Here is a 24,678-nt window from a genome sequence, read left to right on the forward strand (position 1 = left end):
GTGCGGTCTTTTTTACGAGTGAATAAAAATGGTTGCAAGTACAGATATCAAGTTTTATGTGCATACCAATAACAATGCACCACAACTGCAAAATGCTTATGGCTCGATGATTAATGTGTTAGATGCCTGCCTGGTAAATGGGATCAATATTGGCACAATTTCATCACTCACAGCATCGGGATCCACGGTCACTGCGCTATTCAGCTCTGCACATAATTTGATGCAATACCAAGTGATTAAAATCACAGGTGCCAATCAACCTGAATTTAATGGTGAGCATCGCGTGCTCACTGCGCCAAATGCTCAAACAATCACATTTGAGCTTGCTGCAGTACCAAGCGTGACCGCTGCAACAGGTGTGATTACAGCATCATTACCGCCGCTAGGGTGGGAGAAACCATTCTCTAGCAGTAATCCAAGTGGTGGTGGTAAAGCTGCATATCGTTCGACCAATTTGCTTTTGCCAAGCCGTCCTTTTTTACGTGTTGTAGATGAGCCAGATCCGGCTTACAACACAGCTTATGCAAAATTCGCAAAGGTTGGAATGGTTGAAGATATGACCGATATTGATACCATGATTGGGGTTCAGGCGCCGTTTAACCTAACATTGCCAGAAAAAAATTGGGTGGGTACAGGCTCTGGCATCAATGCAATAAATGGCTGGGCGCGTTGGTATTACGCAAGAAGTGGGGACGCCAGGTCAGATGCAAAAGATTTGACATCACCAGGTAATGGAGCAAGGGAGTATGTTTTAATTGGGACTGATGAGTATTTTTATATCATCAACTCTACGGGGTATTTAGCGAAATATGCCCAGGTTTATGGGTTTGGGGCTTATGACCCCCTTGAAAATGGTTATACGTTTATTAATTTTCTATCCGCCACACTTAACAGTATAAATGGAGATGCTTGGAATAATGTCGGGGAACTTACACCGATAGCCAATAATAACGGTGGCGCCTACTTGATAACTGAAAGATTGTTGTCTAGACATGATAATTATGGCCTTTCTCGAGTTTTTTCCAGCGCATTAGGTAGTGGTACGATATCAGGTTCAGTGGATTCTCACGCATACAGAGCTGATACCGCAGCATTTCCTGTATATATTTCCGGCGAGGGGTTGTATGGAAAACTAAAGGGATGTTTTCACTTGGCTAATAAAGAGCCATATACCCACAAGCAAATAATCGCAAGGCTTAACAAAGCCTATATCGCCCTAAGTGTCGCCAAGTATAACAATATTATGGGGCAAATGATTTTTGAGATTGGGGATATAGCATGACTTTAAAAATAATTGATTCTCTAATTATGTTGAATGGAAGTCCGGTGAATGCAAACCTTACCCGGTCTATACAGGGGCATGTTTTTGAACTAGGGAGGGTCCTACCCTGTAGAGTAAGATTATTTGAAAAGGTATCTGGGAGGTTAATTCGCGAAACTGTTTCCACAGAAACAGGGTTTTATAAATTTGAAAACCTTGATTTAAAAAATTATTTCATTGTTGCCCATCACCCAGCATCTCAATTTAACGCAGTCATTCAAGACAACGTGGTGCCAAAATGAGTCAAACATCAATCAATGCTCGGCTTGCCATGATTCAAGCCTTTTCAGAATTTATGGATAACGGTAGCCAAAGTGCTACCGTTATTTTTTATGCAGGCACGCAGCCTGCCAGCCCTGCGGTTGCAGCAGATTCAAATAATGCATTGGTGACGCTGACTTTTCCTGAGCCATGCATTAAAGAAGCCACAGCTACTTATATTGAATTCCACCCAACAGATGCCGCGACTGTGATTAAAACAGGTACTGCAACGTGGGCGCGTATTTATAGCGGTGCTGGCGAAGTGGCTGCCGATCTGACAGTAGGTACGGATATTGCGTTAGCGAATACCAATTTGGCTTTGGGTGGCACGCTATCCATCACTTCGATAAAACTCAGACCTTAATTTAAAAGGGTGCTCATGTGGATTTTAAAAATAAGCTCGGCACCGTTGATGCTCACAACTTAAACTTAAATTTTAAGCCTGATAATAGCGATAGCCACAATATCATCCTGAATTTTGAGCATCTTGCTGATGGCTCAACTAATCTTAATTTTGGCGATGATGTTACAGCTGTAATCGATACATTACTCGATGCTGAATTCTCATTTGAAGTCACTGCAATTTATGCTGATAGTGGTGTAAATACTGCAGTCATCGACACGATACTTGATACTGAGTTTAGCTTTGAAGTTGTCGCAGTCTTTAAAGACAATATTGATGTTGTCGGGCAGATCGATACTGTCTTAGACACCAGTTTTAGTTTTGAAGTCGAAGCGGTATTTAGTGAAAACCTGTGCACGATTGATATGGTTTTGGATACTGAAGTTCAATTTGAAGTTAAAGCTCTGTTTGATATTAATCATATTGTCGGAGTGTCTTACGGCTTTGATATGCGCTATCAGAAAGCCATCACGGCCTTGAGCGCTACAGAAATACCATGGGCAAAGCCTATTTTGAGAGTCTCAAATGAGGCTCTTTTTTATGAGCAGGGCTTGGTGATTTCCAATCAAGTGGATTTCTGGCATGAGCAGGCCGGATCATTAACCCGGGCGATTAGATCCTTTCATGAGCAAGCAACCGGTTTAAGTTCAGATGCATATGTGATTTGGGAAGAGGGTGATAAACGCTTTATTCATCAGCGTTACTTGCATGAAGAAACGGTCAAGTTGCGCCATAACCGGGAAACCGTTTGGCAAGAAATGATCCGCCGGCGCAAGACCTTTACTTATTCACATGAAGTGGCTCAGGCCTTTGAGCACCGCTTTTCATTTGAGTGGGATAAAGGTCTTGAGATTATTACCAAGTCAGATTTGCCATGGGATAAAGCCAAAGCGATTCATTATCGCAAGCATCCGGTTTTGCCTTGGCCAAAGCCTGAACCTCAGCCATATCAGGGTAGTACAGATTTAAACTTTATCTGTCTCTGTCATGAGAATGACTCACACAATGTTGTTTTAAATTTTGGTGCAGATGACTGTATTCCAGCACTGCCGAACAGAAACTGGTGGTATATCGTGAATACATTAACAGCCGAGCGACTGGATACCGGCGAGAAGATCAAGGTGATTGATGGGACTTACAGTACCAGCCGATCACAGTGGTGCTGGACCTACTCAATTACCGTGGCACATACTGAAAAAGACAAGCTGCAACCTATCAATGACCAGCCGGTGATTCTAAAAGTTATAATTAATGGTTTTGAGCATCATATTTTGCTTGAGGATCCAGAAGAAACTCGGCGCTTTGCCAGTGTTCTCTACACTTACCCAGGTCGAAGTGTCACAGCCTTGAACTCAGACAAGTACTCACCTTCACGCTCATTTATTCAGGACAATGAGCGAACCTCTGTACAGCTGGTGCAAGCTGAACTAGACCGGGCTAATGCCGGCACAGTCTTGGATTGGAAACTGATTGATGAGTTAGGCTGGATCGTACCAACTGAAAGCCTGAGTTATGCAGAACTTGCGCCAATTGATGCAATAAAGCAGGTCGTTGATGCAGGCGGCGGTTTTATCTATAGCCAGAAAGCGGGCAACACATTGACTATTTTACCCCGGTACCAGAAAGGCTATTGGGATACGATGACCGTGGATGATTACGATATTCTATTGTCTGAAAGCCTAGTCATGCAGCAGAACATCAAAAAGAACGATGAATACATTGCTGACTTCAATGCCATCACTGTAGTAAATAGTCGAAGTGGTGAGAGCCTGAAAGTACAGCAACGGGGTACCTCAGGTGATGTGCCGCTTGAGTCAGTCACTGGTCCACTATTCAATGTGGTGTCAGGTGCTAGTTACGGCAAGAATGCATTAGTGAAAGCCAATATTCAAGAACTGCACACATTCTCTGATATTCCGGTCAGTCAGGAAATTGGTGAGATGCTACCTGGTAAAACCATTGCTTTTAATGGTCAGTGGTGGGGTGTGATCGATTCAGTTTCAGGTAGCTTCTCACATGAAAAGGTCAATGAAACAATTACAGTGGAGCGTATCAGCCGTGAGTAATCCATTATTTGAATTGCGAAAGCTCTTGAATCCGACCCATGCAGAATATATTGGCACCATTACATCAGTGAAACATCCAGAGTATCGGGTACAGATTGATGGTGGATCTGGTCCGGTGCTTTGCACATCCGGCACAGCCTACAATTTAGGTGCCCGGGTATTCATCTCAAACCAGGTGATCCTAAGACCAGCACCTACTGGCCATCATTCAGAAATAGAAGTCTAAACTTAACCAAATGACAGCACCTTTTTTAGGTGCTTTTTTATTGCCAAAAAAATAGGGGGGCGTATGCCTGACAGTGAAACGTATGGGGTGCGAGTTGAGAAAAAATTAGATCAACTGCGCTTGGAAATGGGTGAATTAAACAACAACGTCATTCGCTTAACTGAACGGAATGAATATTACCAGTCACAAGCTGTGGCAAACCGACGGGATATTGATCTGCTTCAGGCGGATATGAACCAGGCTAAAGGAGGGCTCACCTTTGCGAAAGCCCTAGGTGGAACTGCTATTGGGCTACTCATTGCCTTTGGTTCATGGATAGTTCAAGGGAGCACAGCACTTGCTAAAGAAAATGCAGGACTAAATCAAAAATTAGCCATTATCGAATCAAAGCAGATCCGCATGGATACAGACCTGGCAGCAATGCGGAACCAGATTGATCAACAAAAAAACAAACAGTGAAGAGAGATAAGATGAAATTAATTAAAGAAAGTGTTTGGAAGTTTGACTCAGTAAAATATGGCGCCTATATGGCGCTTTTTTTATCCTGTGTACATTTAGTTTTGCAGGAAGTCTATAACGCCAATGTCTTGCCTGAACCGTATCAAAGCATTGTGTCTATTGTATTGGTATTCTTGGCTACATATGTAGGACGCAAAAAAGCTCAGCCAGAACTACATGAGCCAAGCCTATCTGGGGTAAATAGCCTTTTAACAGTACAACAGCCAACCAATGATCTGGCATGGATGATTGAAGCTAAAAAGCATATTGGACTACGTGAGGACACCAGTAAGACTAAGCATAATCCAACTATCCTGAAGTGGCTTAAATCACTTGGCGCATGGTGGTCAGAGGATGAAACAGCCTGGTGTGGAACCTTTATTGCTCACTGCTTAAAAGTAGCCGGTGTGAAATATCCGAAGCATTGGTACCGGGCATTAGATTATGTGAATTACGGTGCAAAGTTATCTAAGCCAGCTTATGGTAGTGTAGCTATTAAATCACGTAAGGGTGGTGGTCATGTCTGCTTTGTAGTGGGTCGTGATAGTAAAACAGGTAAGCTGGTTTGCTTGGGTGGTAATCAGTCAAATATGGTGTGTTATGCCTTATATGCTGAGTCTGAATTTCAGGAGTTCCGTTGGTATGGCATGACTAATCGGCCAGCCGATCACCGTTATAACCTTCCAGTTATGTCTGGCGTAACTGCTACAGGAGTGACTGAAGCATGACAGCATTAACAATTGAACAAGTATCAAAATCAACATTAGAAGTAGCTGAATCAGGCGGCCCAATTTTAAGCCAGATCGCAAAGTATATGGATGCTGCTGAAAAGCTGAAAAACAGCACTTTATCTGGTGAAGAAAAACGGAACTGGGTAATTGGGTATGCGAAGAAGGAAATTGTAGAAATATTCACAAACCTTGATTACTGGATACCGATTATCATCCGATTTATTAATGCGGCTAAAGCTGCATTTAATCTACTTAAAAAAGCTATCGTTTGATTAAGTAAGCCCTCGAAGTGAGGGCTTAATTCATTGTCATGAATTCCATACATTACATAACAATCAACTTTTGTTCGACCTGTAAAATAAAATATACTTATTGAGCAGATTAGCCGGCTCAGAAGAAATTTTGGGTCGGTTTTTGCGTTTTTGATCCTGTGGATAAGTTGGAGAAAGCACCAAATAAACACCATATCAATTTAAGATGCTGATTCTAAAGCGGAGTTAATAAACAATGATTTTAGTGACGGGTGGTTTAGGCTTTTTAGGCTCACATATTGCTTTAAGTCTGATGGCACAAGGGCTAGAGGTCATTGTGGTTGATAATCTGGCCAATGCCAGTCTGCAGACCCTAGAACGCCTTGAATTTATTTCCAATCGCTATGTGCCTTTTGTCAAAATTGATATCCGCAACACTCCAGCATTAAATAAAGTTTTTGAACAGAATTCCGTGCAGGCTGTCATTCATACTGCAAGCTTTAAATCATTAGAAGAATCAGTTTTAAAACCACTTGAATATTATAATGATAATGTCAGCTGTATCATGAGCCTGATGCGTGCCATGCAACGTACCGGAGTGCGCAATCTTGTGCATTTGTCTTCATTGACTATATATGGGCATTCTGGAACGGATTTAAAAGAAGATCAGGCTTTCAATTACACTTACCCAAACCCTTATATTAAATCCCAACAGATGGTGGAAGAAATCATCCGGGATACTGCTAAGACGGACAATGAATGGCGTATTGCGATGTTACGTCTTTCCAATGTCGCGGGCGCTTTTGAAAATGGCATTTTAGGTGAATGGGTGCCGCCTTTACCAAAGAATATTGTGCCTCTGGCTATGCAGGTGGGTGCGAAGCAGCGTGAATATTTGGAATTGCGCCGTCAGGCAAAGACCGAGGACTATACGGTAGAACGCAGCTTTCTACATGTAATGGATGTCTGTGATGCGGTATTCAAATCACTACATTGGCTCTCGCAACAGCAACAATGGACTTGCGAAGCCTTTAATATTGCTGGAGAGCTAATCTCAATGCAGACTTTGCTGGATCAGGTTGCAGAAGTCACTCAATCCGCTGTTCCTACAGTAGATGCTTTGCCATATCCACATGCCGAAATGGATCAGCTAGGCGCTAATACAGATAAGGCCCAACAATTGTTACATTGGCAACCACGTTATACCTTGAGGAAAATGTTAGAGGATGAATGGCTGTTCTATCAGAACACGTTAAGAGGGCAGTGATTTAGAATCCTATAAGCTAATTATTGATAATAATTATCATTTGCAAAATTAATCAAACTCATTAAGATGAATGAATGAAGTACAGTATTGAAGCTGCTGTCTAAATGAGTAAAACATGGAATAACAATTGAGGTTGAGCATGCAAACACGTATTGAACATGACACGATGGGAGAAGTCGCTGTACCGAGTGAAGCACTTTGGGGCGCACAAACTCAGCGTAGTCTACAGAACTTCAAAATTGGCAATGAGCATCTGCCGCGCGCCATGATTCGTGCCATGGGCTTGGTCAAGAAAGCAGCTGCAATCACCAATGCCGAGTTAAACCAGATTCCTCATGAGTTATCGACCTATATCATCGGTGCTGCGGATGAAGTGATTAGCGGTCAATGGGATAGCCAGTTCCCCTTAGTCGTATGGCAAACCGGTTCGGGCACGCAAAGTAACATGAACTGTAATGAAGTGATTGCCAATATTGCTAACCAGAAACTGGGCAATCCTTTAGGTGCACAAAAGCCTGTGCATCCAAATGATCATGTCAACCGCGCTCAATCGACCAATGATTCTTTTCCGACCGCGATTCATGTGGCAGCTAGCTTACAGATCAACGAACTGTTAATTCCGGCAGTGACACGTTTACGTGATACCTTGCATGCTAAATCTCAAGAATTTGCCGAGATTGTAAAAATTGGTCGTACCCATCTTCAAGATGCCACACCTTTAACTTTAGGTCAGGAATTCAGTGGATATGTCTCTCAACTGGATCATGCCTTGATTCGTCTGTATCAAGCTTTGCAAGGATTATATGAATTGCCACTGGGTGGAACCGCCGTCGGTACAGGCCTCAATGCCCATCCAGATTACGCCGTTAAAGCCGCCGATACTCTAGCTGAATTAACGGGTTTTCCTTTTGTCACCGCTCCTAATAAGTTCGAAGCTTTAGCCGGCCGTGATGCAGCAGTTTTTACTTCAGGTGCTTTAAAGACTTTAGCGGTTAGCCTGAATAAAATTGCTAATGATATTCGCTGGTTGGCAAGTGGACCACGTTGTGGTTTTGGTGAATTACGTATTCCTGAAAATGAACCGGGTTCAAGTATCATGCCGGGTAAGGTGAACCCAACTCAAAGTGAAGCCATGACCATGGTAGTTGCCCAAGTCTTAGGAAATGACACGACAATTAATGTGGCCGGTGCATCAGGGAATTTTGAGCTGAATGTCTTTATGCCAGTGATTGCTTATAACCTGTTGCAGTCAATCCAACTGCTTGGCGATGCATGTAACAGCTTTAACAATAACTGTGCAGTCGGAATCGAACCTAACCGTGACAAGATTGAACACTTCCTGCATGATTCATTAATGCTGGTCACTGCATTAAATCCAGTCATTGGTTATGAGAATGCAGCTAAAGTGGCCAAGACCGCCTATAAAGAAGGTAAAACCTTAAAACAGGTCGCAGTCGAACTCGGATTGGTGACTGCAGAACAGTTTGATCAAGTGGTGCGTCCTGAGAATATGGTGGCTCCAAACGTAAAATAAGTCTTCTAATTATGGTTAAATAATAAAGCCCTCTAAATGTGGGCTCTATTATATCTAAGGATTATTCATACAAATTTTAATAAAATAACAAGCACATGTTTTTGCCAGAAAATTCTTATTCAATTGAGCTTGTTTATTAAATGCTATGAACCATCTATCGTTCAGGTTTTGACAGATATACAACGAAGGATTACTAATAGAAATTCCCTGATAACTAGAAAAATGAGGTAAGGGTGATGACTGACTTTGATGATGATTTTGATCTGGAAGAGCCCTATCCAGATGAGGATCTATATCCAGATTATACAAAAAAGAAGTGTAGCAGCTGTAGCAGTACCGGCTATAACGCTGTGGACGTTAGACAGTGTATCGAATGTATGGGAACCGACAAAACTGGTGAGATAGACTCATTCAAATTATCATTGTTTATTAAGCCTGCTCTATGAGTGGGCTTTTTTATTCTCCTCATCAGGAGTTCTTAAGTTTATAGATTCATGAGTAAATAAAAGAAAGAATTTAAAATTACGGGTGAAATCGTATTAGAAGGACGTTTAGAGATAACTATTGAAGTTTTTTTAGTGCTAAAGCCTATCCTCATGACTTCTCATACCGAATTAACATTGAATAAGCGTATATAGCTGCTAAAATGCAGTTCGTTTTTACTGCTGTTTTGTCGTTTATTCAGCATGAGTTTCTATGACTTATGAATAAACATCCATAAAATAGCAGGTTGTTTAAGGAAAATTTAATGCTTGATATTTATTTAACAGATGTTCAAAAAAAGGTTCAATTTAAGGATTATCCAGGTGAGCATCCTGTTAAATTTATTCTGAATTTTAAAAAGATTTTTCCAAGCGTAATGGAACTTCTTTTACCTGTTCTCCCGGAAAATGAAAATCTTGATGAAATGACGTGGGAATCAACCACTCAGGACTTTGAAACGTTTCAGATGTTATTAACAGGGTGGGGCATTATTGAATTGCGTTTAAATGCGATCACCCAGTATAAAGATAAGACATTTGCAGATCAGTTGGTGAAAGAGGCACAGCAAAAACGCAGAGAATATCAGAAGAAACATCTTAAGCTTTCTAGTGTGGATCTGGATTACCTATTTATGCATGATGTGCATGGCTTGATTGATGCTGAACTGGTAGAACTAGGTGAAAAATTCTATTTACCAACCTTACGTGATCTTTGGAAAAATAAAGTCTCTGCTCAAGTGCTTAATGCCAAATTCTAAGTAAATTTAAGCTGATTTATTCAATTTCATCCTCCAAATTGGGGGATGATTTTATATAGCGATTTCTTAGGATTGACATTTCCCTTACAATAAATAGCCTAAGCAAATTTCTATATTTATCATCAAAACAACTTTCTGCTACATGATTAAACATGGTGACTTATTTTAAAACAGAAAGTGACTCAGAAAAGAGCATTTATTTTATCGTTTGATAAAAAAATAAATTAAAAAACTATGCTTTATCAAAAGAATATATAAAGATATTACTTTAAGAATATAGCTATTCCAGTCATATTTTTTTAAGCTATCAGTACTAATCAATAAATGAATCACAGAATTCTTATTCATTAGAATTCCTTCATAAAAATAAGTGAAGGTTCCAGTTTTCCCGAAGATATATCCAAGGATTTAACCGAATGTCGAATCAGTTTTTAGATTTAATTACAAAACGCCGTACTATTTATGCCATTGGTAAAAATGTAGAACAGTCTCCTGAATATTTAACTGATTTGATTCAAAATGCGATCAAGCAAAGTCCGTCATCTTTTAACTCACAATCATCTCGCGCCGTTATTTTATTCAATGGCGAACATGAAAAATTCTGGGGCATTGTCGCTGATAAATTAAAAAGCTATGCCAAAGATGAAGAAAGTGCTGCAAAAACGACTGCAAAAATGGCAACCTTTGCTGCAGGTACGGGTACAGTTTTATTCTTTGAAGATCAAAATGTAGTAAAAGGCTTGCAAGAGCAATTCCCATCTTATGCCGAGAATTTCCCAATCTGGGCAGAACATTCAACTGCTATTGCTCAGTTCTCTACCTGGACAGCATTGCATACTGAAGGCCTGGGTGCATCTTTACAACACTATAATCCGATTGTAGATGAGCAGGTTCATGCAGAGTGGGATATTCCAGAAAACTGGAAACTTCGTGCTCAACTGGTATTTGGTTCAGTTGAAGGCGAAGCGCGTGCGAAAGATTATCTGGAAGATGATCAACGCTTCAAAGTTTTCCAATAAGTTTAATTTCCGATCTGTCTTTAATCCTTTTTAAGGACAGATCTCCAGGTTGTTTATAAAAATACGCATTAGATTTTTTAAAACTAGGCTAAACTAAAGCGGTATTTAAAGAATTTAATGAGTCAAACCGAATGTCGAAAAACACGCAGAAGTTATCACCATTACAGGAACTGATTGTAGAGCAGAAATTGCTGTGTGAAGAGGTCGGTTCTGCCTATGTAGAAGTAAGTGGTGATGATGTCGTTGCAGTGGCTGTACATACATTGAAGCAGGATCCAATTGTCGGAATCCGTAGAAAGCCTGAAACAGACGAAAATATTAGCTGGTATATTTATGGTGGTGAACTGGCTTCAAATGAAGATGCTTTTGAAACCATGACTGTGCGTGAGTTACAGGATATCGCCCCTGAAGTTTTACCTTACCTGGCTTTAGAGCAGGGCTACCGCTTCATGATTGATGCAGATGATTATGAAGATGTCTGGAAAGAAGAAAACTAAAAGAAGACCTTCGAAATGATCAAATTCTCATCTTTAATATGTACTTTCTTTATTTGCATGCAATTGAACAATATGGCTTTTGCCGAAAAGCTTTCACAAGTGGATTATGATCAGTTTATTGCTGCGCAAACAAAAAAAGTCAATGAAACCAAACATATTTTAGATGAGCCAGATCAGAATGCTGATGCACAAAGTCAACGTCAGGCATTCTGTCAGCGTTTAACGGCTTATGAAGAGATTCAAAAAGTCTCTGAAGAAAATCAAGAGCTCAATATGGCGCCCACAATGGCGATGATTGCTAAAAACTTTTTGGATCGACAAGCACAAAGTATGAATAATTCAGGTATGACCACCGCAATATTTTGTAAAAGTAGGGAAGTGTAATTAATCCATAAAAGCAAGAGCATTGTCTTGAGGTTTAATAGCCACCATCATCATTTAAAAATGCATCCTTCTGTTCTGGAGTGGAAACTTTGACAGTTGGAATAGAGGAACTCGCTGCTGTTAATCGAGCTATATTGAAATCCTTAGTTCCTACTTGAAGAATAATAGGTATTTGACCTGTTCGAACAATTTCACCATAAACTATCGTAATTAATTCTGCTGGAGTTAATCCGGCTTCTGTGATCACGCATTCTGCTGACTCAACAACGTCTTGATCCACCAAGAATTCAACGCTTTTTTTAACTAAATTGTTCATAAGATAGCCTTAGAATACATTTTATACACTACTTTAAACTATCAGATATGAAGCATATAGAAGCTAATGAAATTAAATCTTCATATCTTATTTAGGAATGTTGATCTTGATAAAGGTATAGACGGATAAAAAAGGGTAGGGCCAAAAAATTAGCCCCTTTTTTCGACTTTCAGCTTGCTTATAAAATGCATAAATACTCTGATACGTAGCATAAGGATTTCAGTGCTTTTTAAATTACTCATTAAATAAACTTTATAAAAATCTATTTATATACAAATTTTACCGGGGATATATCAGCTACTTTTGAAATTTATTAAGAAATATTAAATATTTATGTGTTTCTTTTTTTACTCAAACGAAGGGTGCTAAAATCATTGCATGCTAAAATAGCCTAAGCAAATCTCTACTTTATATTAATTCTCACAAAATTCCATATCCCATAACTAAAACTTAATACTCAAATAAACTCTAAAGCTCAGATACCTCCTGAAAAATTTTTAAAATATTTTCTTTTATTAATGAGCTGATGTGACGCTCAATTATAAGCAGATCTGGTCAAAATAGCCTAAGCAAAATTTTAAATTATGTCATTGGCAATTGATTAACTTCCAATATAACTCCACTATTAACACCTAACATAGGAAATCACGGAATTCTCAAATGATCCTGAATTATCAAATACAAACCCATGAAACATCAACTTTAGCACCAATGGTATTTATTCACGGTTTATTTGGTAGTTTAAGTAATTTAGGTATGTTAGCCCGACATTTTTCAGAGCAAACAACTACGGTTCAAATTGATGTCAGAAATCATGGTTTATCTGACCATTCTAATGAAGTGAATTATCAAGTCATGGCCGAAGATATTTTAGAAACGTTAGCCAGTTTAAATATTAAAAAATTTATTGCAGTCGGGCATTCGATGGGTGGAAAAATTGCCATGAAGCTGGCAGACCTGGCGTCTGATCAGATTGAAAAACTGGTTGTATTAGATATCACGCCAATTCAATATCAAGAAAACCATCATTCTGAAATATTTAAAGCCTTGTTTGCAGTCCAGCAGGCGCAAGTTGCTTCACGGAATGAAGCAGCAAAAATTATGCGTGAATATATCCAAGAGGAAATAGTCCTCCAGTTTCTTTTAAAATCATTCAATAAAGGGCGGTGGTTGTTTAATGTGCAAGCACTGTATGGTCATTATGAAGATATTACTGCTTGGGAGAAGATAGAAAAAAATGAACTTCTAGCATTATTCTTAAGAGGTGGAAATTCATCGTATATCTCTAAACCTGAACATTTTGAAGCCATCAATCAGCAGTTTATTCATGCACAGATTGAAGTGATTGAAAATGCAGGGCACTGGCTACATGGTGAAAAGACGGCGGATGTTTTGCAGCATATGCAGAATTTTATTGATGAAAAATAAATAATAGAAATGAGCAGATGTATCTTCTGCTCATTCTTATGGCTGGGATGTTATTGCATGAGTTTACAGCTGACTTTCATTTATTAATTGATAAGCCATTTCAGGAGTTTTCTTCAGACCAGGCATACGATATTCCGTATGCCCATAATCCTGAATGGTTTTCCATCGTCCCCCCCAAGTGAGTCCAACTGACTCTGCGATTTGTCCATACAGTTGATAACCGCGCATAGCCCATGGATCACGTTCACTAATCACCACTTTGCCATGACGCTTAAAAGCAATATCTGCAGCCAAACCAAACTGATGATAACTCTGAAAGCCTTTGGCACGAGTAATATTACTATTCACTGCCAGCGAATTCTGTCTTTCAGGACTCCGATAGCCTTCAAGCAATACCAGTTCATAACCATGCTGTTCCTGCATGATTTTAAATACCATCAATAAACGCTGCTTAAAACGCGGATTCATCTTATGCCATTTGCGATCAGCTTGATTCAGATTTTGATAGTGGTTTAAATGTATATCCTGAATATTGGAATTAAATCGTTGCGCTGAAATTACCGGTTGATGGGCATATTGATCTTCCTGCAAAGCTTTAAGAATAAGAGCTTTATCAACTTCTTCAGGTGGAGTCAAAATCTGACCTTCCAAAAGTGCATATATTTGCGGGTCGACTTTTTGTAAATAACGTGCCTCAGACATACTGGCAGAAACAGGTCGAGTCAAAGAAAAAATCAGGATACTGATAAACAATATAGACCCGGCAATCAAGATCCACCATTGTTGTAAATACCAATGTGATTGTAGATAGTCTGGAGATCCAGCCAGTTTAAATTGATGTATAAATTGCTTAATTGTGATGAACTGTTTTTTAGTTTGTGGCAGCCATGCAATTAAAGAGTTCTGTATATGCTGCCTAAGCTCATAGAATTGCATCAAAACCAAAATACAGCTGAGAAGAATAAAGCTGCTAATAATGATAAAAATCATCTAGCGGTCATCCCATTCGAGCAGTTTAATATCAGCCTGATATTAAAATATTCATAAATTAAAGCATTTTTTTCCAGGAAGAAATGGCACATTATTTGATATAAGCTGCTTTGTTTTATCTTCATTTTTATTTTAAGTCATTATTTTTTTATTACTTTTTATGGATCATTTATTATAGGCTTCATTAAGGTAAATGAATCGTAATGTAGGCCTGTTCCGCTAGTGCACTCATCACATTCTGATATTGAGTAAAAATTTCTGTAGTTTCACTCGAGAGCATATATTTTAGACCCGCGAAACTCATTAGAGTGAACAAAAGCAAAAATACCAAAATCCATAAAAATGGTAATTCACGATGAATAATATGTTTGATCTTGTCAGGTAGTGCTGCAAAAGGGGAAAACGGCGTTTTCTTACCTTTTAGGTAATCAATCTGTTCACTCACTTGGGTAATCAGCTGATTCAAACTATGCACAGACTCAAGCCGATATTTTCCATGAAAACCTAATAACAGGCAGTAGTGATAGACTTCCAGTACCGCTAAACGTTCATTATCTTTATAAAGTATTTCCTCTAGATGCTCAAAGAAACGATAACCTGCAAGTTGAGAACCAAATAAATTTAATTGTAAGGGATCCATCATCCAGTAATTTTGCAGATCAAAGAAACGGGCATCCTGCTGCGTGACAATGGTTTCATCTAATAAAGCACAATAAGCATATTTAGCATCCTGAATGTCTTCAAAAGAAAATTGCTGTTTACGTGCTTGATGCTCAAAATAGTTTAGCATTTCCAGAATCTTTTCACGAAACGATGCTGGGTGCGAAGGGATATAATGATTTTTTAGCAAAAAGACAATATAAAATCCGTCATAAAGAAGATCAATCAGATTGGTCGTCATATGAGATTTCTGATCAGTCATTTGAGTAAAAATCTGTCCAGATCCGATCTGGCCATCATCAAATAGTGATGGTGCAGAATTTGTAATTATATTCATAATGATACTTATCCTTTCATGACTGCAACAAGTTCAATCCTGATATCCTGAAATCCATTCGGGATATAAATACAAATCGATTCTGAATCGAACATGCGTTGATACAAATCGTTATTCGGTTCAATTTCGAAATAGCTGACTCCAGAACGAACCGGGATCGCTGTTGGTACCTGAATTAAATGTTGAATTGGAATGGCAGGGAGGGCTGCAATGACTCGCTGTTCAACATCAACTGTACTGCCAACTTTAAAACGGATCGGCACATAAGCAATTAAATCTTGGACAGGCATCGCACTGCTTGAAACAGCCAGATATAGACGCGTATCTCGGGTAATCTTGTCGGTTTCCAGACTGCCAAGCCAATAGGATGGTCGGGTTTCTTTTAAGGAGATGCTGATATAACGATTCGAGATAATGATATCCAGTAGATTTCTTAAAATAATGTCTAACTGATTGTAGCTTTCGTATAGATGATAGTGCTGATATTTAGGCAGTTGATCGACATCATAAGCAGTCGAAAAAGTTAGCAATGAGCCAGTTAGGCGTAATAGTTCACTATAGAGACGTTCAGGATGAATAATCGGATACTGCAAAATATGGTTTAGGCTCGCATATGCAGTATTTAAGGCATTGACCAGCCAGAAAGACACAATATCCCCAGAGCGGAATTCAATCAGTTTCTGTTCATTTTCCCGATTATTACTCTGGATGGTCTTAATCTTTGCCTGAATGATATTCAAGGTGCGTTGTAAATTAACCAAAAGATTTACATTGGCCTGTATATGTAAAATTGGTGGAATAAATTTATGATCAAAAATAAAATTCCCCGAACTTTGCCGTTTAATTCGACCTACTGGAAGATATAGATACCCATCCATCTGATGCTGAGGTTCTTGGCTAACTTCAAATATTTTTAATTCAGCACGACGGCGCAATAATGTAATCTGCGCAGTACTTGCATCGGTAAATAAGTCATGAGTTGAACTTAAATGGGAATGATAACGGCTAGGTCGGGCTTGATCAACATGACTGACATTCTGTTTATTTGGCTGTACCATCGGTAAGGCCAAATAAATTTGCATTTCACTTTGTAAATTTAGGGTATCTAGCTGAACCGGTTCAGGTAATAAATCCTTTGCAGGTGCCTGATAAATTTCCCCATCTTGCCAGATCATTTCAACTTTATTTAATGCCAGAATTTGCATTCCAAGTTGAGCTTCATCAAACTCAATCGACTGAATGCCATGAGCAAAAGGGAGGGTCGCACGAATGGTGTGATTCAGTCGCTGTTCGTGATAGGCATCCTGTAATTGAAAATGTTGAGGTCTTAAAAACAGACCTTCACCCCAAAGTATTTTTTCTGCTTTAAACATTGAGATTTCACCACTCGCAGCTTGATTCATTTTGGGCAGGGATGCCTAATAATTCATGTAGATGTTCTAAAGGATTTTCATTTTTAATCACTTTGGCTAACCACTCATGTAAAGGCATTTGGCTCCATGTAATAGTCTTTTGCAGCATATAGCTTACCGGGCTATGTGGCTCATTCATCTGAAAATAATCGGCAATTTCTTTCAGAATCTGGATAGCCTGTTCACGATTAAAAATATGATTTTGATTATGGAATTGAACAGATTGCTGGAAAGTTGGCAGCACCTGACCTGAAGAAAGGTTTATTTCATTTTGAGCAAGTATCTGAGCCAGTTGATGATCGTCTGGAGCCGGAGATGCAGATTTCGCTGAACTTATGTCTTTTTTATATATCCGCTGAGTATTGGCAAAAATAGATTCTAATTGAGCATCAGCTGCAGCAAAACTTGGCCCATCTATTCCAAGAAGTTCATCAAGCGCAGACTTGAACTGTTGCCATTGATGTTGAATATCTAATATATACTGATAATTTTGCTGTTGAACTTCTTTAGGAATATTAAGCAATAACTGCTCAAAATGCTCTAACTTTTGCTCGGAGCCTTCTTGTGCTTCCAAATCATCTACTTGTTGTTTACGTTTTTGATTCTGTAAATATAGAAAATTGTCATAGTCTTTCAGACTATAAAAAGGAGATTGCTGAATAAGAGGAACCTGTTTAATTAATCTCGGAAGTTGATTAATAAAACCTTCCAATAATCCCAAGCGTTGATCCAGATCATTCTCTTCAATTTTAGGATGCAGTTGCAACCAGTATTGCTCCAAGCTACGATGACAAAGTTCCAAACCACAGGCAACACCTTCAAAACCATATAGATGACTCCAAGCTTCAATCAGCCAGGTATATAAACGGATATCTTTGGTTTTTTCGGTCAGTAGTTCTATCGACTTTATTTCTACTAAAGCCCAATCTGCTTGCTTGGGTTCGGCAACCCATTCTCCCTGATCCAGTAAAGGATCATCCTGCATTCTGGCACTTTTAATACTTAGAAATTCGTTCGAAAATGAGCAATCTATACCGCAAGGATGCTCTATAGAAATTTCTTCAAATAAATATTCAAATTTCAATGTCATTATGAATCCTAATTATTCTTATTTTAATCTTTGCTGTTTAAGCAACATTTGTCTTATTTTTCTTGGAATGCCTTTTTTTAAGCACTGATAATTCTGTATCCAGATGATAATAGAAAGTATCTTTCTGAACATCGATATGAATCAGTTTTGGCAGTTGGTTTTCACTCATAGCCACCAGTAATTTTGTCGCCAGATCTGGCAATATGGATGCATTTAAAATGTGATCAATATTTCGTGCACCACTATCTATTTCTGTACATCGACTGAGTAATAATTCTAGTACCTCATCGCTATAGCTCACTTGAGTCACATACTGCTGCTGAATCCTCTTGGTAATTCTCCCTAATTTATGCTGAATTATCTGGATTAACAGTTCATCTGAAAGCGGATAATAAGGAACAATTCGCATGCGTCCTAAAAATGCTGGTTTAAACTGTTTATAAAGACTCGGTTTTAGCTGCTCAATTAATGTATCTGCATCTGGCCATTGATCAACTTCTTGATTTATACAGGCTTGCATAATGACATGTGAACCGACATTCGAAGTCAGCAATATGGTGGTATTTTTAAAGTTAATCAGGCGACCTTCGCTGTCTTCGAGCACACCTTTATCGAAGACCTGATAAAATAATTCTTGTACATCTGGGTGGGCTTTTTCGATTTCATCCAGAAGTACCACACTATAAGGATTGCGGCGAACGGCTTCTGTTAATACACCACCTTGACCATACCCAACATAGCCCGGGGGTGCACCTTTCAAAGAAGAAATTGTATGTGCCTCTTGATACTCGGACATATTAATCGTGATTAGATGCGATTCACCACCATAGAGTTCCTGAGCAAGAGTAAGGGCTGTTTCGGTTTTTCCAACTCCACTTGGACCGGTGAGTAAAAATACTCCTTGAGGTTTATTTGGATCTTCCAATCCAGCCTTTGACGTTTTAATGCCTTGAACCAGTTGTTCTAAAGCATAATCCTGACCCATGACTCGCTGTGAGAGTTTGTTTTTTAGATCAAGAATCTGCGAAATATCATCACTCATCATTTTACCGACTGGAATTCCAGTCCAGTCCGAGATAATCTCATTAATAATGTCGGCATCTACACGTTCATAAACCAACGGACTTTGCGCCTGAATCTTAGCTAATGTTTGACGTAATTGATGAATCTGGTATTGATCAATCGATGCTTCAGATTTAGTTAAGCCATGAATCTCATGAATAAGCTGCAGCTCTTGTTGCCATTGATCATGAGTCTGGTTAATCTCTTTTTCAATGGAATGAATCATATCTGACAACTCTTGTAACCGATCGGTTCGAGATGAAGTTGTCTGTTCTTGATCAAGAAGGTGATATTCTAGCTTGAGATTATGCAGTTGAGCCTGTAACTGATCTAATTTGGCTGGTTGAGCATTTTGGCTCAAGGCCACCCGTGCAGCCGCAGTATCTAATACACTAATTGCTTTGTCCGGTAACTGACGGCCACTGATATAACGATGTGATGCATGCACAGCGGTACGAATGGCTTCATCATCAATCTGGATTTGAAAATGCTGGCTCATCACAGGAACCATAGCACGAAGCATATCGATGGCGACCTGCTCAGTTGGTTCTTCAATTTTGATTACCTGAAAGCGGCGGCTCAGTGCAGCATCTTTTTCAAAATAATGTTTATATTCAGCCCAAGTCGTCGCTGCAATAGTTCTTAATTCACCACGTGCTAGCGCCGGTTTTAATAGATTTGCCGCATCATTCTGGCCAGCTTGACCACCAGCACCAATCAGCGTATGTGCTTCATCAATAAAAAGAATAAAAGGTTGGGTAGAGGATTGTACTTCTGCAATGACCTGCTTGAGGCGATTTTCAAATTCACCTTTGACACTGGCACCTGCCTGTAATAAACCCATATCCAATACGTGCAACTCAACTGTTTTAAGGGCATCCGGAACTTGGCCATTTACAATTTTCAATGCTAAACCTTCAACTACAGCAGTTTTTCCTACGCCTGGTTCACCAGTGAGAATAGGGTTGTTCTGACGGCGGCGCAATAGAATATCCAGCATTAACCTGATTTCAAATTCACGCCCAATCACCGGATCAATATCACCACGACGAGCCTTTTCAGTCAGATTAATCGTGTATTGGTCAAGTGCGGGTGTCTTTTTGGGAACATTAGATAAATCTGGAGAAGGAATAGAGGGTTGAGGCACTTTAAGTTGTTCAATACTTTTCTGGCATTGTTCCAGAAATTGATGCTTCATACTGCCCACTGGAAAATGTGAAAACAGTGAAGATGCCCGAAGAGCAATTTGATAAAGCTCTGGCGAAATCAGTAAAGCGACTAACAAGTGGCCACTACGAATCACTGGGTTTTGATCTGCGGATGCCAGCAACCAGGCCTGTTCCAAGAGTTGAATAATTGATTTGGCAAAAATAGGGGTACGGGAATTTCCCTTGCTAAGCTGCTGGATACTTCGTTCAAGCTGATTAATCAGATGGTCTTTATCCATACAATGTTTTGCTAATAATATTTTTAAATCATTCAATTCTGGATGCTGGAGTAATTCTAGAAAAAAATGCTCGATCTCAATTTCATAATTTTTTTGATGGATACAGGTATTGGCAGATTTCTCAAGACATAGGCGTGCATGTTCAGAAAGTTTCAAAATCAAAATTTTTAAATTATTCATGAGTTTCTCATTATTGTTAGCATACACAACTTTATAATTTTTAAATGGATAGCTGTGTTTTTTTATATTTATTAAAATGAATATTTCTCTATTTTTATCCGGCCCATATTTATACTTTTTATGAAAATTGACCGAACAATTTTGGCTCATTTTACTCAAATAAAAATAAAAGTCTGTATCTTTCATCAGAATTTTGTCAATTCTTAAAATTTTTTGTCACTAAGTCCGTTAATCTCTTTTAGCTTGACTTCTCCTTAATGTTTTATGTTAAATCCGCCAAACGATTGTCAAATAAAAATAATATTTAGACATTAAAAAATATAACAACAAACAAAAACAACTGAGGCTCATTTTGAAAAAGTATATAAGTTTCATATCATTATTTATATTTGGTACAGCCTGTCTTTACCTTCCACAAGTACATGCTGCTGAATTAAAAAAATCATGTATTAAGGCCAATCCTTATGCCGCGGGTGAAACAGACCCAACATTAATTGGCTTATATCAACAGCTTTGTGATAAATCGGCGAAGAAAAATATTTCTTTACAACATGAACTAAATACACAAATTGCTAAACGTTATGTGGAGTTAGGTTCTCATCTCAAAGCACTCAATTTGATTGATCAATTGCATCGTCAACAACAGCATAACCAGACTTTAACAGACTTGGGTTTTATGGCAGGAGTCGCTATTTCATCGAATGCTTTGCAACAAATGCGTAGTACAGAAGTTCGTGCCTTAAATGAAACGACCTATCCTCAAGCTAAACTGTTGGCTGAGAATATTCAGTTTGCAAAACCTGTACCAGCATCGGTTGAGCCTAAATCATATACTGCTTCAAATATTAAGAATATCAAGAAACAGACTGCTGTAAGTATGAAGCGATCTACTACGTCCAGCACTAAAACAAAAAATGTAGTCAAATCTGCCTCTATTAAAAAGACTGAAAATATCAGTACTCGCACCAATACAGCCAGTTCTAATCCATTTGGTTCATTAAAGAATAATTAATAAGGAAACACACAATGGCCAAACGTGAAAGCGTACAGAAAAAATTACAGCGGATCCGACCACCACGTGTGCAGCTAACCTATGATGTGGAAGTAGGTGATGGAAAGGAAATCAAGGAACTACCATTTGTTGTAGGTGTTTTAGGCGATTTTTCTGCTTCCTCTGAGCTGGAAAGAACCAAATTAAAAGATAAAAAATTTATCAATGTCGATTTAGAAAATATTGATGAAGTGATGGAATCACTTGCTCCGCGAGCAAATTTTCAGGTTGAAAATACTTTAACCCAAGCCGGCGGCACTATGGCGATTGACCTGGTATTCAATGGGATGAATGATTTTCGCCCAGAGCAAATTGTGCAACAGGTGGAACCGTTACGTAAGCTGGTTGAAGCACGTGGACGTTTGACTGATCTGCGTAATAAAATTTCCAATAGTGAACGTCTGGAAGATTTATTGGATGAAGTGCTGAAAAACACGGATCAAGTACAAAAGATCAGTGTGGAGGCTGGTGATGAATAATTATAATGCTGCAACTGCCATAGATACTGCACTTGAAGAACATTCACTTTTGGATTCAATTGTCGAGCGTAGCCGTATTGCTCGTACTGAAAAAGAACATGATCGTGCTAAAAGTTTGATTGGTGAACTTGCTAAAGAGGTTATGGCAGGGACCATTACTGTTTCTGAGAATATGACGCTGGCACTTGATAAGCGTATTGCTGAAATTGATGCCATGATTTCAAGTCAGCTTAGCAAGATTATGCATCATGAAGCTTTTCAAAAAGTTGAGTCTACTTGGCGTGGTTTATATTATTTCTGCCAGGAAACACCAGCACATTCTTTAATCAAAGTACGTTATTCAAGAAAATCTATGAAGAAGAATATGGTTCATTCGGTGGTGCACCTTATGCAACGCTGATTGGTGACTATGAATTTGACCGCACACCTGAAGATACGTACCTTCTGGAACAGATTTCTCATGTCGCTGCGGCAGCACATGCGCCATTTATTTCTGCTGCAAGCCCATCAATGTTTGGACTAGAATCATTTACTGATATTGATCGTCCACGTGATGTTTCTAAAATTTTTGAAACAGCAGAGTATGTACAGTGGCGTTCTTTCCGTGAAAGCGAAGATGCTCGCTATGTGGCACTGACTATTCCTCGAGTACTGGGACGCTTACCTTATCATCCACGTGAAGGTACAGTGACTGAGGGCTTCAATTATATCGAGGAAGTTTCTGGTGAACATCATAATGAATACCTCTGGATGAATGCAGCTTATGCGTTTGGCACCCGTTTGACCAATGCCTTTGATCTGCATGACTGGTGTGCAGCCATTCGTGGTGTGGAAGGTGGTGGTCTGGTTGAGGGCCTTCCAGTACATAGCTTCAAGACCAATGATGGTGAAGTGATTTTTAAATGTCCAACAGAAATTGCCATTACCGATCGGCGTGAAAAAGAGCTGAGTGATCTTGGTTTTATTCCTTTAGTCCATTGCAAAAATACGAACTATGCTGCGTTCTTTGGTGCACAGTCTGTGCAAAAAGCCAAAAAATATGACAATGATATTGCTAATGCCAATTCTGCATTATCAGGTCAAATTCAATACATTATGGCAGTTTCACGTATCGCTCATTATTTAAAAGCCATGATGCGGGATAAAGTGGGCAGTTTTGCCTCGGCTGGAAATGTTGAAGCCTTTCTTAATGACTGGCTGTCTCAGTACATTTTACTAGACGACGGTGCTTCACAAGAAGCAAAAGCTCAATATCCGCTTCGCGAAGCTTCGATCAAAGTTGTAGAAAATCCAGCTGAACCTGGTCACTACAAGTCTGTGGTTTTTTTAAGACCACATTTTCAGTTAGATGAGCCCTCTGTATCACTCAGGCTGGTCACTGAACTGCCGCAGTCAAGTCAATAGGACTACTGCGATTAAAGAACTACAAGTATTTATAACAATAGGATAATTATTAAAATGAAAGACATTTATGTCCAATTTCGTGGCAAATATAAAGTCGATGGCGAATCACGCGATTCTGAACATAAAAGCTGGTTAGAAGTAAATTCATGGGCACACCATATCCGTCAGCCTAAATCCGCGACCTCTTCAAGTGTGGGCGGCCATACTGCAGAACGAGTTGAGCATTCTGATATGGTCTTTGTAAAGGATCTGGATGCAACGAGTCCAAAGCTTTGGGAGGCTTGCTCTGCAGGGTATACCTTTGATGAAGTACAAATTGATTTTTATCGTGCCAACGGTGACAAACGTATCAAGTATTTGCAGATCAAACTCAAGCATGTCTTGGTTTCTCAAGTGACACCAAATGTGAATCAGGAAGGCGTTCCAACTGAAACATTTGGTTTGAAATATGCTGCAGTTGAGTGGACTTATAATCAGCAGGATATTAACGGTTCGCAAAAAGGTGCAGTTACCAAGAAATGGTCATTATCAAATAATACTGCTTCTTACGCAGCTTAATTTACATAGCCTGGATAAAGGCTGATATCCCTAGCCTTTATCTTTCTCTTTTAGAAAATATCTAATGAAAAGAATATGAATCTGGATCAACTTTATCCTTATGGATTTAGAAGTACGTTATTCGAACGTTTATTACCTGTAGATGATCAATACAATGGACAAGGTTTGTCTATACAAGAATTAAGACAATCCATTGCCCATGATCTCGAAGACCTTTTAAATAATCGGATGACTCGCCTGAACCAAACGGAAGAGCATTATCCTGGGATAAAAAATTCAATTCTGCAATTTGGAATTATTGATTTTGTTGGCTTGTCGACTGCGAATCCTACAGATCGTGACAAAATTTGCCGTTCAATTGAGCAGTCTATCAGTGCACATGAACCGCGTTTAAAACAGGTAAAAGTAGAGATGCTCATTAATGAAAACAACATGAGTAGCCTGTATTTAAGTATTTCAGCCTACTTAAATATTTCACCTTTATATGAGGTGGTGATGTTTGATGCATTACTTAAACCAACAACACAGCAATACGTTATCTTGGCTCAGAAATAAGCAGGCTGCAT

At 39.1% G+C, this 24,678-nt stretch carries 24 protein-coding genes and 1 pseudogene; 19 read left to right on the plus strand and 6 right to left on the minus strand.

Annotated elements, in window-relative coordinates:
- The first annotated feature begins 28 nt into the window (after positions 1-28).
- From ACWM1W_RS07105 to ACWM1W_RS07165, 13 genes are all read left to right on the plus strand, one after another.
- Complete coding sequence (locus ACWM1W_RS07105) at positions 29-1,282, plus strand: hypothetical protein (protein ID WP_375725402.1); 1,254 nt, start codon at positions 29-31, stop codon at positions 1,280-1,282.
- A gap of 277 nt (positions 1,283-1,559) precedes the next feature.
- The gene (locus ACWM1W_RS07110) at positions 1,560-1,946 is read left to right on the plus strand and encodes a hypothetical protein (protein WP_375725403.1); all 387 of its coding nucleotides are present in this window, start codon (positions 1,560-1,562) and stop codon (positions 1,944-1,946) included.
- 17 nt (positions 1,947-1,963) lie between these two features.
- A complete protein-coding gene (locus ACWM1W_RS07115; protein ID WP_375725404.1) occupies positions 1,964-4,051 on the plus strand; it encodes a hypothetical protein in 2,088 nt (695 codons plus the stop codon).
- Entirely contained in the window at positions 4,044-4,277 is a 234-nt protein-coding gene (locus tag ACWM1W_RS07120; RefSeq protein WP_375725506.1) for a hypothetical protein, read from the plus strand. The genes ACWM1W_RS07115 and ACWM1W_RS07120 overlap by 8 nt, the downstream gene beginning before the upstream one ends.
- 63 nt (positions 4,278-4,340) lie before the next feature.
- On the plus strand, positions 4,341-4,736 hold the full coding sequence (locus tag ACWM1W_RS07125; protein ID WP_034171137.1) for a hypothetical protein: 396 nt from the start codon (positions 4,341-4,343) through the stop codon (positions 4,734-4,736).
- Between the two features lie 11 nt (positions 4,737-4,747).
- Positions 4,748-5,503 carry an NlpC/P60 family protein gene (locus ACWM1W_RS07130; protein WP_375725405.1) on the plus strand — a complete coding sequence of 252 codons (756 nt, stop codon included), beginning with the start codon at positions 4,748-4,750 and terminating at the stop codon, positions 5,501-5,503.
- Positions 5,500-5,778 (plus strand): hypothetical protein, encoded by a 279-nt coding sequence (locus ACWM1W_RS07135; RefSeq protein ID WP_179992528.1) that lies wholly within the window; start codon positions 5,500-5,502, stop codon positions 5,776-5,778. Before ACWM1W_RS07130 ends, ACWM1W_RS07135 begins: the two co-directional genes overlap by 4 nt.
- Before the next feature lie 235 nt (positions 5,779-6,013).
- The gene (locus ACWM1W_RS07140) at positions 6,014-7,024 is read left to right on the plus strand and encodes an NAD-dependent epimerase/dehydratase family protein (RefSeq protein WP_375725406.1); all 1,011 of its coding nucleotides are present in this window, start codon (positions 6,014-6,016) and stop codon (positions 7,022-7,024) included.
- Positions 7,025-7,163: 139 nt separating this feature from the next.
- Complete coding sequence (gene fumC, locus ACWM1W_RS07145; RefSeq protein WP_375725407.1) at positions 7,164-8,558, plus strand: class II fumarate hydratase; 1,395 nt, start codon at positions 7,164-7,166, stop codon at positions 8,556-8,558.
- A 748-nt stretch (positions 8,559-9,306) separates the two neighbouring features.
- Positions 9,307-9,798 carry a hypothetical protein gene (locus tag ACWM1W_RS07150; RefSeq protein ID WP_005235543.1) on the plus strand — a complete coding sequence of 164 codons (492 nt, stop codon included), beginning with the start codon at positions 9,307-9,309 and terminating at the stop codon, positions 9,796-9,798.
- 416 nt (positions 9,799-10,214) lie between these two features.
- Positions 10,215-10,817 (plus strand): nitroreductase family protein, encoded by a 603-nt coding sequence (locus ACWM1W_RS07155; protein ID WP_375725408.1) that lies wholly within the window; start codon positions 10,215-10,217, stop codon positions 10,815-10,817.
- Between the two features lie 131 nt (positions 10,818-10,948).
- Positions 10,949-11,314 carry an immunity protein Imm33 domain-containing protein gene (locus ACWM1W_RS07160; RefSeq protein WP_004785922.1) on the plus strand — a complete coding sequence of 122 codons (366 nt, stop codon included), beginning with the start codon at positions 10,949-10,951 and terminating at the stop codon, positions 11,312-11,314.
- Positions 11,315-11,329: 15 nt separating this feature from the next.
- The gene (locus tag ACWM1W_RS07165; protein WP_375725409.1) at positions 11,330-11,698 is read left to right on the plus strand and encodes a hypothetical protein; all 369 of its coding nucleotides are present in this window, start codon (positions 11,330-11,332) and stop codon (positions 11,696-11,698) included.
- A gap of 34 nt (positions 11,699-11,732) precedes the next feature.
- Here the strand turns inward: ACWM1W_RS07165 and ACWM1W_RS07170 are convergent, their stop codons facing one another.
- The gene (locus tag ACWM1W_RS07170; protein WP_375725410.1) at positions 11,733-12,014 is read right to left on the minus strand and encodes a type II toxin-antitoxin system RelB/DinJ family antitoxin; all 282 of its coding nucleotides are present in this window, start codon (positions 12,012-12,014) and stop codon (positions 11,733-11,735) included.
- 660 nt (positions 12,015-12,674) lie between these two features.
- Here ACWM1W_RS07170 and ACWM1W_RS07175 point away from each other — a divergent pair.
- Entirely contained in the window at positions 12,675-13,442 is a 768-nt protein-coding gene (locus ACWM1W_RS07175) for an alpha/beta fold hydrolase (protein ID WP_375725411.1), read from the plus strand.
- Positions 13,443-13,505: 63 nt separating this feature from the next.
- Here the strand turns inward: ACWM1W_RS07175 and ACWM1W_RS07180 are convergent, their stop codons facing one another.
- The 5 genes from ACWM1W_RS07180 to tssH form a co-directional block, all read right to left on the minus strand.
- Complete coding sequence (locus tag ACWM1W_RS07180; protein ID WP_448765092.1) at positions 13,506-14,432, minus strand: M15 family metallopeptidase; 927 nt, start codon at positions 14,430-14,432, stop codon at positions 13,506-13,508.
- Positions 14,433-14,616: 184 nt separating this feature from the next.
- Positions 14,617-15,429, minus strand: a complete 813-nt coding sequence (icmH, locus tag ACWM1W_RS07185) for a type IVB secretion system protein IcmH/DotU (RefSeq protein ID WP_375725413.1) — start codon at positions 15,427-15,429, stop codon at positions 14,617-14,619.
- Positions 15,430-15,437: 8 nt separating this feature from the next.
- On the minus strand, positions 15,438-16,802 hold the full coding sequence (gene tssK / locus ACWM1W_RS07190) for a type VI secretion system baseplate subunit TssK (RefSeq protein WP_375725507.1): 1,365 nt from the start codon (positions 16,800-16,802) through the stop codon (positions 15,438-15,440).
- Between the two features lie 7 nt (positions 16,803-16,809).
- Positions 16,810-17,931 carry a type VI secretion system protein TssA gene (gene tssA / locus ACWM1W_RS07195; RefSeq protein ID WP_034171461.1) on the minus strand — a complete coding sequence of 374 codons (1,122 nt, stop codon included), beginning with the start codon at positions 17,929-17,931 and terminating at the stop codon, positions 16,810-16,812.
- A gap of 37 nt (positions 17,932-17,968) precedes the next feature.
- Positions 17,969-20,620, minus strand: coding sequence for a type VI secretion system ATPase TssH (gene tssH / locus ACWM1W_RS07200; RefSeq protein WP_034171460.1), 2,652 nt, complete (start codon positions 20,618-20,620; stop codon positions 17,969-17,971).
- 352 nt (positions 20,621-20,972) lie between these two features.
- Here tssH and ACWM1W_RS07205 point away from each other — a divergent pair, with 352 nt between their 5' ends.
- The 5 genes and pseudogenes from ACWM1W_RS07205 (at position 20,973) to tssE (ending at position 24,667) form a co-directional block, all read left to right on the plus strand.
- Positions 20,973-21,632: a hypothetical protein gene (locus ACWM1W_RS07205; protein WP_313399506.1), complete on the plus strand. Its 660-nt coding sequence runs from the start codon at positions 20,973-20,975 to the stop codon at positions 21,630-21,632.
- Positions 21,633-21,646: 14 nt separating this feature from the next.
- Positions 21,647-22,150: a type VI secretion system contractile sheath small subunit gene (gene tssB, locus ACWM1W_RS07210; protein WP_313399504.1), complete on the plus strand. Its 504-nt coding sequence runs from the start codon at positions 21,647-21,649 to the stop codon at positions 22,148-22,150.
- Positions 22,143-23,554 (plus strand): annotated as a pseudogene (tssC, locus tag ACWM1W_RS07215) (type VI secretion system contractile sheath large subunit). The gene tssB and the pseudogene tssC overlap by 8 nt, the downstream one beginning before the upstream one ends.
- 54 nt (positions 23,555-23,608) lie before the next feature.
- Complete coding sequence (locus ACWM1W_RS07220) at positions 23,609-24,112, plus strand: Hcp family type VI secretion system effector (RefSeq protein WP_004785894.1); 504 nt, start codon at positions 23,609-23,611, stop codon at positions 24,110-24,112.
- Positions 24,113-24,187: 75 nt separating this feature from the next.
- The gene (tssE, locus tag ACWM1W_RS07225) at positions 24,188-24,667 is read left to right on the plus strand and encodes a type VI secretion system baseplate subunit TssE (protein ID WP_375725415.1); all 480 of its coding nucleotides are present in this window, start codon (positions 24,188-24,190) and stop codon (positions 24,665-24,667) included.
- Positions 24,668-24,678 lie beyond the last annotated feature (11 nt).

It is taken from the genome of Acinetobacter sp. TW_SC_4 (genome assembly GCF_054861205.1).